4 protein-coding genes, 1 pseudogene and 1 riboswitch are annotated in these 6,670 nt (G+C 66.5%); of the genes and pseudogenes, 3 read left to right on the top strand and 2 right to left on the bottom strand.

Annotation, left to right across the window (positions count from 1 at the left end):
• Nucleotides 1-676: 676 nt before the first annotated feature.
• Nucleotides 677-1,510 (top strand): annotated as a pseudogene (locus FKP22_RS33905) (capsular biosynthesis protein); the annotation flags it as partial.
• A gap of 56 nt (nucleotides 1,511-1,566) precedes the next feature.
• Here the strand turns inward: FKP22_RS33905 and metH are convergent.
• Nucleotides 1,567-4,287, bottom strand: coding sequence for a methionine synthase (metH, locus tag FKP22_RS16855; RefSeq protein WP_141288618.1), 2,721 nt, complete (start codon nucleotides 4,285-4,287; stop codon nucleotides 1,567-1,569).
• Nucleotides 4,288-4,439: 152 nt separating this feature from the next.
• Nucleotides 4,440-4,516: riboswitch (S-adenosyl-L-homocysteine riboswitch) on the bottom strand.
• 205 nt (nucleotides 4,517-4,721) lie between these two features.
• On the opposite strand from metH, the gene FKP22_RS16860 reads away from it, so the two are divergent.
• Nucleotides 4,722-5,738, top strand: coding sequence for a DUF3466 family protein (locus tag FKP22_RS16860; protein WP_141288615.1), 1,017 nt, complete (start codon nucleotides 4,722-4,724; stop codon nucleotides 5,736-5,738).
• 170 nt (nucleotides 5,739-5,908) lie between these two features.
• Nucleotides 5,909-6,511, top strand: coding sequence for a cyclic nucleotide-binding domain-containing protein (locus FKP22_RS16865; protein WP_141288616.1), 603 nt, complete (start codon nucleotides 5,909-5,911; stop codon nucleotides 6,509-6,511).
• A gap of 19 nt (nucleotides 6,512-6,530) precedes the next feature.
• Here the strand turns inward: FKP22_RS16865 and FKP22_RS16870 are convergent.
• A partial coding sequence (locus tag FKP22_RS16870) for a response regulator transcription factor (RefSeq protein ID WP_141288617.1) occupies nucleotides 6,531-6,670 on the bottom strand: 140 nt, incomplete at its 5' end.

Here is a 6,670-nt window from a genome sequence, read left to right on the forward strand (position 1 = left end):
TGCCGCCGCCGGACACAAAAGACAGCTGAATTTCGCCAGCAGCCTTCACGAGCTCGCGGCTTGTGTCGATAAGCCCCATGAAGGTATCGGTGAAATCAGGATTTGTCTGACATGGACGAAAGTCAAGCTCTGACACAGTTTGCATTGCTTGCGTCCCGGTACACCTATTTGAGGGATCGTCAGCACCACTTGCCGCGCATAGACTGCAATCAGTGCTGACTAGAGGGTGTTCCCTTGGTTTGTCGACCCTTCGCAAGGGTTTTGTGAGGTTTTTCGCGTCTGCTGCGGATCATCCCGTGGGTTGAGCCGGCAGTCGGGCATGTTTGTCGCTTTGCGTTGACGCGGCCTTTCCGGCCGCGTCTCGTGGGCACGCTGGTCACACCGTTTTGTCGTTCGCATGATTCCGATTTCCCTAGACCGCCTGCTGTCTCAGCGTCGCACGCTGCTGCTGCAGGGCCCCATGGGCCGGTTCTTTGCCACCTTGGCGAAGACGCTGCGCGACCATGGGCAAACGGTCTGGAAGGTCAATTTCAACGCGGGTGACGAGTTCTATTTTCCCGAACAGGATGGCGCCTGGGCCTTCAATCAGCCACCGGCGGAATGGCCTGCCTGGCTGCGTGAACGCCTGGTCTCGCATCAGATCGACGCGCTGGTGCTGTTTGGCCAGACCCGCGCGATGCATGACACGGCGCTGGCCGAAGCGCGTGCGCTGGGCATCACCGTCTATGTGTTCGAGGAAGGCTACCTTCGGCCGGACTACGTGACGCTGGAGATCGGCGGCGTCAACGCAGAATCGTCCATCCCGCGCGACGCGGCCTTCTACCGCCGGCTCAACATCGAGCCGCAACCGGCGCCGCAGCCCACGCATCAGCAGTTTGGCGAAGTGGCCGACATTGCGATGACCTATGCCACCGAGCTGTGGAAAGGCCGTGCGCGTTACCCGCATTACGAGCACCACCGCTGCCTGCATCCGGTCCGCGAGGGCCTGCGCTGGGTTCGGGGTGGCATGCGCAAGTGGAAAAACCGCTGGCTGGAAAGCGACATGCTGGGCTTCCTCAGCCACCCAGCGCAGCACAAGCGCTACATGCTGGTGCCGCTGCAGGTCCACAACGACAGCCAGATCATCCACCACTCGCGTTTTGGCACCGTGCCGAACTTCATCGAAGAGGTGATGGCTTCGTTCGCGGTGCATGCGCCGGCCGATCAGCTGCTGGTCTTCAAGCACCATCCGCTGGACCGGCCGTACAACGACTACCGCCGCCTGATCGCCCGCCGGGCGACGGCGCTGGGCGTGGCGCACCGGGTGCACTACATCCATGACCAGCACCTGCCAACGCTGCTGATGCACGCTGCCGGCGTGGTCACGGTCAACAGCACCACCGGCCTGCAGTCCATGTACCACAGCACGCCGGTGATCACGCTGGGCGAGTGCTTTTACGCGGTGCCGGGCATGGTGCATGCCGGCCCGCTGTCCGAGTTCTGGCGCCACCCCGGCACGGTGGACAAGCGCCTGTTCGCGCGCTTTCGCGCCCACCTGCTGCGCGAAACCCAGCTGAACGCCAGCTTCTACGCCGAAACGCCTGGCCTGCCGTCCAGCACCGAGACCAACCGCCGCCGCGCGCTGTCTTCGTCCATGCCCAACGCGTCGGCCCAGGCTGCCAGCTGGTCCTCGCCGACCGTGCCGACATTGAAATAAGTCGCCTTCGGGTGGGCCAGGTAAAAGCCGCTGACGCTGGCCGCCGGCGTCATCGCCAGGCTTTCGGTCAGGCCCATGTCGATCTCGCCACAGGCCAGCAGTTCGAACATCGGGCCCTTCACGCTGTGGTCCGGGCAGGCCGGGTAGCCAGGCGCCGGGCGGATGCCGCTGTACTTCTCGGCGATCAGCTCGGCATTGCTCAGCGCCTCGTCCGGTGCGTAGCCCCACAGCTCCATGCGCACGCGCTGGTGCAGCCGCTCGGCAAAGGCTTCGGCCAGCCGGTCGGCCAGCGCCTTCAGCATGATGGAGGAATAGTCGTCCTGCGCGTCCTCGAACTGCTTGGCGCGCGCGTCGGCGCCCAGCCCTGCGGTGACCGCGAACAGGCCGATGTAGTCCGGCTGCGTGCCCTTGGGCGCGATGAAGTCGGCCAGCGAGCGGTTGGGCCGTTTCACGCCATCGACCACCGGCCGCACCGTCTGCATGCGCAGCGGCGCCCAGCGCATCAGCACCTCGCTGCGCGACTCGTCGGCGTAGACCTCGATCACGTCGTCGTCCACCGTGTTGGCCGGCCAGAAGCCCAGCACCGCGTTGGCCTGCAGCCAGCGGCCATCGATGATGCGCTTGAGCATGGCCTGGCCGTCGGCCAGCACCTTGCGTGCCTCGACGCCGACCACCGCGTCATCCAGGATCGCCGGGTACGGGCCGGCCAGGTCCCAGGTCTGGAAGAACGGGCCCCAGTCGATGCACTGCGCCAGCTCGGCCAGGTCGTATTGCTTCATCACGCGGCGGCCGAGGAAACGCGGCTTCACCGGCGCCTGCGACCAGTCCAGCGGCGTCTTGTTGGCGCGGGCCTCGGCCAGCGTCACCAGCGGCGTGGCCTTCTTGTTCGCATGCAGCTCGCGCACGCGCTGGTAGTCGGCGTTCAGCGTCTCGATGTAGGCCGCGGCGCGGTCGTCGCTCAGCAACTCGGCGCACACGCCCACTGCGCGCGAAGCGTCCGGCACGTAGACGATGGGACCGGCGTAGTGCGGCGTGATCTTCACCGCGGTGTGCACCCGGCTGGTGGTGGCGCCGCCGATCAGCAGCGGCGTGCCACGCTCGCGGAAATACGGGTCGCGCTGCATTTCGGCGGCCACGTGCTGCATCTCTTCCAGGCTGGGCGTGATCAGGCCCGACAGGCCGATGATGTCGGCGCCTTCCTCGCGCGCCTTGGCCAGGATGTCCTGGCAAGGCACCATCACGCCCATGTTGACGACCTCGAAGTTGTTGCACTGCAGGACCACCGTGACGATGTTCTTGCCGATGTCGTGCACGTCGCCCTTGACCGTCGCGATGACGATCTTGCCCTTGGCCTTGGCGTCGCCGCCAGCGTCCACCAAGGCCTTTTTCTCGGCCTCGATGTAGGGCAGCAAATGGGCCACGGCCTGCTTCATCACGCGGGCGCTTTTCACCACCTGGGGCAGGAACATCTTGCCGGCGCCGAACAGGTCGCCGACGATGTTCATGCCGGCCATCAGCGGGCCTTCGATCACATGCAGCGGCCGGCCGCCATCGGCCTGGATCGCCTGCCACACCTCTTCGGTGTCCTCGTTGATGAACTCGGTGATGCCGTGCACCAGCGCGTGTGAGAGCCGCTCGGTCGCCGGCGCCGCGCGCCAGGCCAGCCGGGCGCTGTCGTCCTTGGCCGCGCCCTTGACCTGCTCGGCCACCTCCAGCAGCCGCTCGGTCGAGTCCGCGCGGCGGTTCAGCACCACGTCTTCCACGCGTTCGCGCAAGTCCGCGTCCAGCTGGTCGTACACGCCGACCATGCCGGCGTTGACGATGCCCATGTCCATGCCCGCCTGGATCGCGTGGTACAGGAAGACCGTGTGGATGGCCTCGCGCACCGGCTCGTTGCCGCGGAAGCTGAACGACACGTTGGACACGCCGCCCGAGACCTTGGCACCGGGCAGGTTTTGCTTGATCCAGCGCGTGGCGTTGATGAAGTCCACCGCGTAGTTGTTGTGCTCCTCGATGCCGGTGGCGATCGCGAAGATGTTCGGGTCGAAGATGATGTCTTCAGGCGGGAAGCCCACGCCTTCGACCAGCACCCGGTAGGCGCGTGCGCAGATCTCGGTCTTGCGCGCGAAGGTGTCGGCCTGGCCTTGCTCGTCGAAGGCCATGACCACGGCGGCAGCGCCATAGCGCCGCACCAGCGTGGCCTGGCGCTTGAACTCGGCCTCGCCTTCCTTCAGCGAAATGCTGTTGACGATGCCCTTGCCCTGCAGGCACTTCAACCCGGCCTCGATCACGCTCCACTTCGACGAGTCCACCATGATGGGCACGCGCGCGATCTCCGGCTCCCCGGCAATCAGGTTCAGGAAACGCACCATGGCGGCCTGGCTGTCCAGCATCGCCTCGTCCATGTTGATGTCGATCACCTGCGCGCCGTTTTCGACCTGCTGGCGGGCGACGGCCAGCGCCTTCTCGAACTCGCCGGCCAGGATCATGCGGGCGAAGACCTTGGAGCCGGTGACATTGGTGCGCTCGCCGATGTTGACGAACAGCGACTGCGCGTCGATGGCCACAGGCTCCAGCCCGGACAGCCGCATCGGCGGCGGTGCCACGGCGGTGTCAGAGCTCGAATCGGGAACGTCGGGAACGTCGGGAAGGTCGGCAGAGGCAGAGGCGGAGGGCATGGCGCGGTCGTGCGGCAACACGAGGAGATGAAGAAAATCGGCCCGAGCGGGCGGAGCTCACCCAGGTCGGGTGAGCGTCGTTGTCATCTACCCAAGCCTGACAGCGCGGGATCACCGCGCTGCTGCAACGCTCCTTGGAAGCCTGATTTTAGCGGCCTGCGACCCGACGTGCCGGCGCTCGCCCCACCCCCACGATCCAGTGCGGGTCAGCTACCCTTTCGGGTAGGCCGCTCGACGCAGGGGGCTCCTACACTTTTTGGCAGGTCTCAACCCACGTTTTTCACATCAAGGAAACTGCCATCAAACCCCTCACCGCCCCCCTGGCCGCCGCTGCGCTGGCCTGCCTGATGCTCGCCGCCACCTCGGCGCAAGCTGCACCCACCTATCGCATCAAGGACCTGGGCGTCGGGCCGGATGGCTACTCCAGCCAGGGCCTGGCGATCAACGACCAGAACGTCGTCGTCGGCTGGATCCAGAAGGAGCAGTACGGCGCCCACATCGCCGTGGCCTTCCAGCCCGATGGCAGCATCGTCACCCTGGGCACGCTGCCCGGCGACACCTCCAGCTTCGCCACCGGCATCAACAACGCCGGCCAGATCGTCGGCTACAGCGGACCGTCCGACTCGCCTGGCGCCTTCCTTTACGACCCCGTGACCGGCATGCAGGCGCTGGGCAGCTTCGACCCCGCGCACCGCTACAGCATGGCCGCCGGCATTTCGGACAACGGCACCGTCGTTGGCCAGAGCAACACGGTGGACGGCGTGCCGCATGCCTTCACCTGGACGGCGGCCACCGGCATGGTCGACCCGTTCCCGAAGAAGGGCGCGGCGGACGCCTCGGGCATCAACGCCAGCGGCCAATGGGTGGGCCACTACGACAAGACCGACGCGACCATCGGCGTGCGCGTCAGCGCCGAAGGCAAGGTCAACCAGCTCGGCGCCTTCAGCCCGCTGGCGCCCTACAGCTACGGCAAGGGCATCAACAGCAAGGGCCAGGTGGCTGGCTACAGCGCCGACCCCGACACCCTCACCAGCCGCGCCTTCCTGTGGGACAAGAAGAAGGGCATGATCGACATTGGCGTGCTGCCCGGCGGTCTCTACAGCAATGCGCTGAAGGTCAATGACGCCGGCCAGGTCGTCGGCATTGCCGACAAGCCCGCCCGCCGCGGTTCCACCAACGTGGCGTTCTACTACGACAAGAAGACCGGCATGGTGGACGTCTCCACCCTGATCGACCCGGCCGACCCGCTCTACGGCAAGGTCCAGTTCGACGCCGGCCAAGGCATCAACAACAACGGCGTCATCGTCACCAACGGCATCCAGGGCGAGGACTATCACGCCTATCTGCTGATCCCGGTGAACTGAAGTGTCACGGGGCGGGTCGGTCCGCCTCTGTCCGTAAACCGGTACAAATCGGCGCCATCGCACACTGCGCTGGCGCCTGCTGCGCTTTCGGACCAGTCCAGCCGCTAACCTGACGGGATGTGTGCCTGCCGGGGTTCCGGCGCGAGAATGGGCGCGCCTTGCCGTTGCCCATGAACTCCACCTTACCCGCCGCCCACGACCCCTACCTGATCGAGCTGGCTGCCGAGCTGTTGCGCCGGCCCAGTGCGCTGGCCGACCTGCAGGCCGAGGAGGCCCGCACCGTCGTCAGCTACATGCGACTGTGGCAGTGCGACGAAGGCGCGGTGCTGCTGCGCGAGGGCGAGCAGGCCGACACCGGCCACATGCTGCTGGTGATCGACGGCGAGGTCAGCGTCGAGAACACCGTTGTCAGCCGCACCGACCCGCTGATCGTCACCGTGCTCGGCCCGGGCAGCCTGATCGGCGAGATGGGTTTGCTGGACGGCGCGCCGCGCGCGGCCTCCTGCATCGCGATGACGCCGGTGCAGGCCGCCTCGCTGTCACGCGGCGCCCTGCGCCGGCTGATGATCGACGAACCGGCGGTGGCCGCCAAGCTGCTGGCCAACATCTCGCAGGGCATGGCCCAGCGGCTGCGCGAAGCCGGCCGCCAGCAGCGCGTCTACAGCCAGCTGGTGCGGGCCATGCAGGAAGAGATCAACGAGCTGAACCACCAGCTGCAGCAGGTGATGGGCGGCGCGTTGAACCGCGCCGCGCGCCAGTCCGACCAGGACTGATCGCCCCAGGCGCCGCGGGCTACAGCAGCCCCAGCGTGAAGGCCTTCAGCGTGGCGGCCGCGCGGGTCGAACATTCGAGCTTGCGGAATACGCTCTCAATGTGGGTGCGCACCGTGCTCGGGCTGATGCTCAGCGCCCGCGCCACCTCCTTGTTGCTTT

The organism is Ideonella azotifigens (assembly GCF_006519715.1).
In the GTDB taxonomy this organism is placed as follows: Bacteria; Pseudomonadota; Gammaproteobacteria; order Burkholderiales; family Burkholderiaceae_C; genus Ideonella; species Ideonella azotifigens.

Bases quoted from the DNA above. Each gene is read 5' to 3' on its own strand.
- metH (WP_141288618.1), bottom strand. From the start codon at position 4,287: ATGCGGCTGTCCGGGCTGGAGCCTGTGGCCATCGACGCGCAGTCGCTG.
- FKP22_RS16860 (WP_141288615.1), top strand. From the start codon at position 4,722: ATGCTCGCCGCCACCTCGGCGCAAGCTGCACCCACCTATCGCATCAAG.
- FKP22_RS16865 (WP_141288616.1), top strand. From the start codon at position 5,909: ATGAACTCCACCTTACCCGCCGCCCACGACCCCTACCTGATCGAGCTG.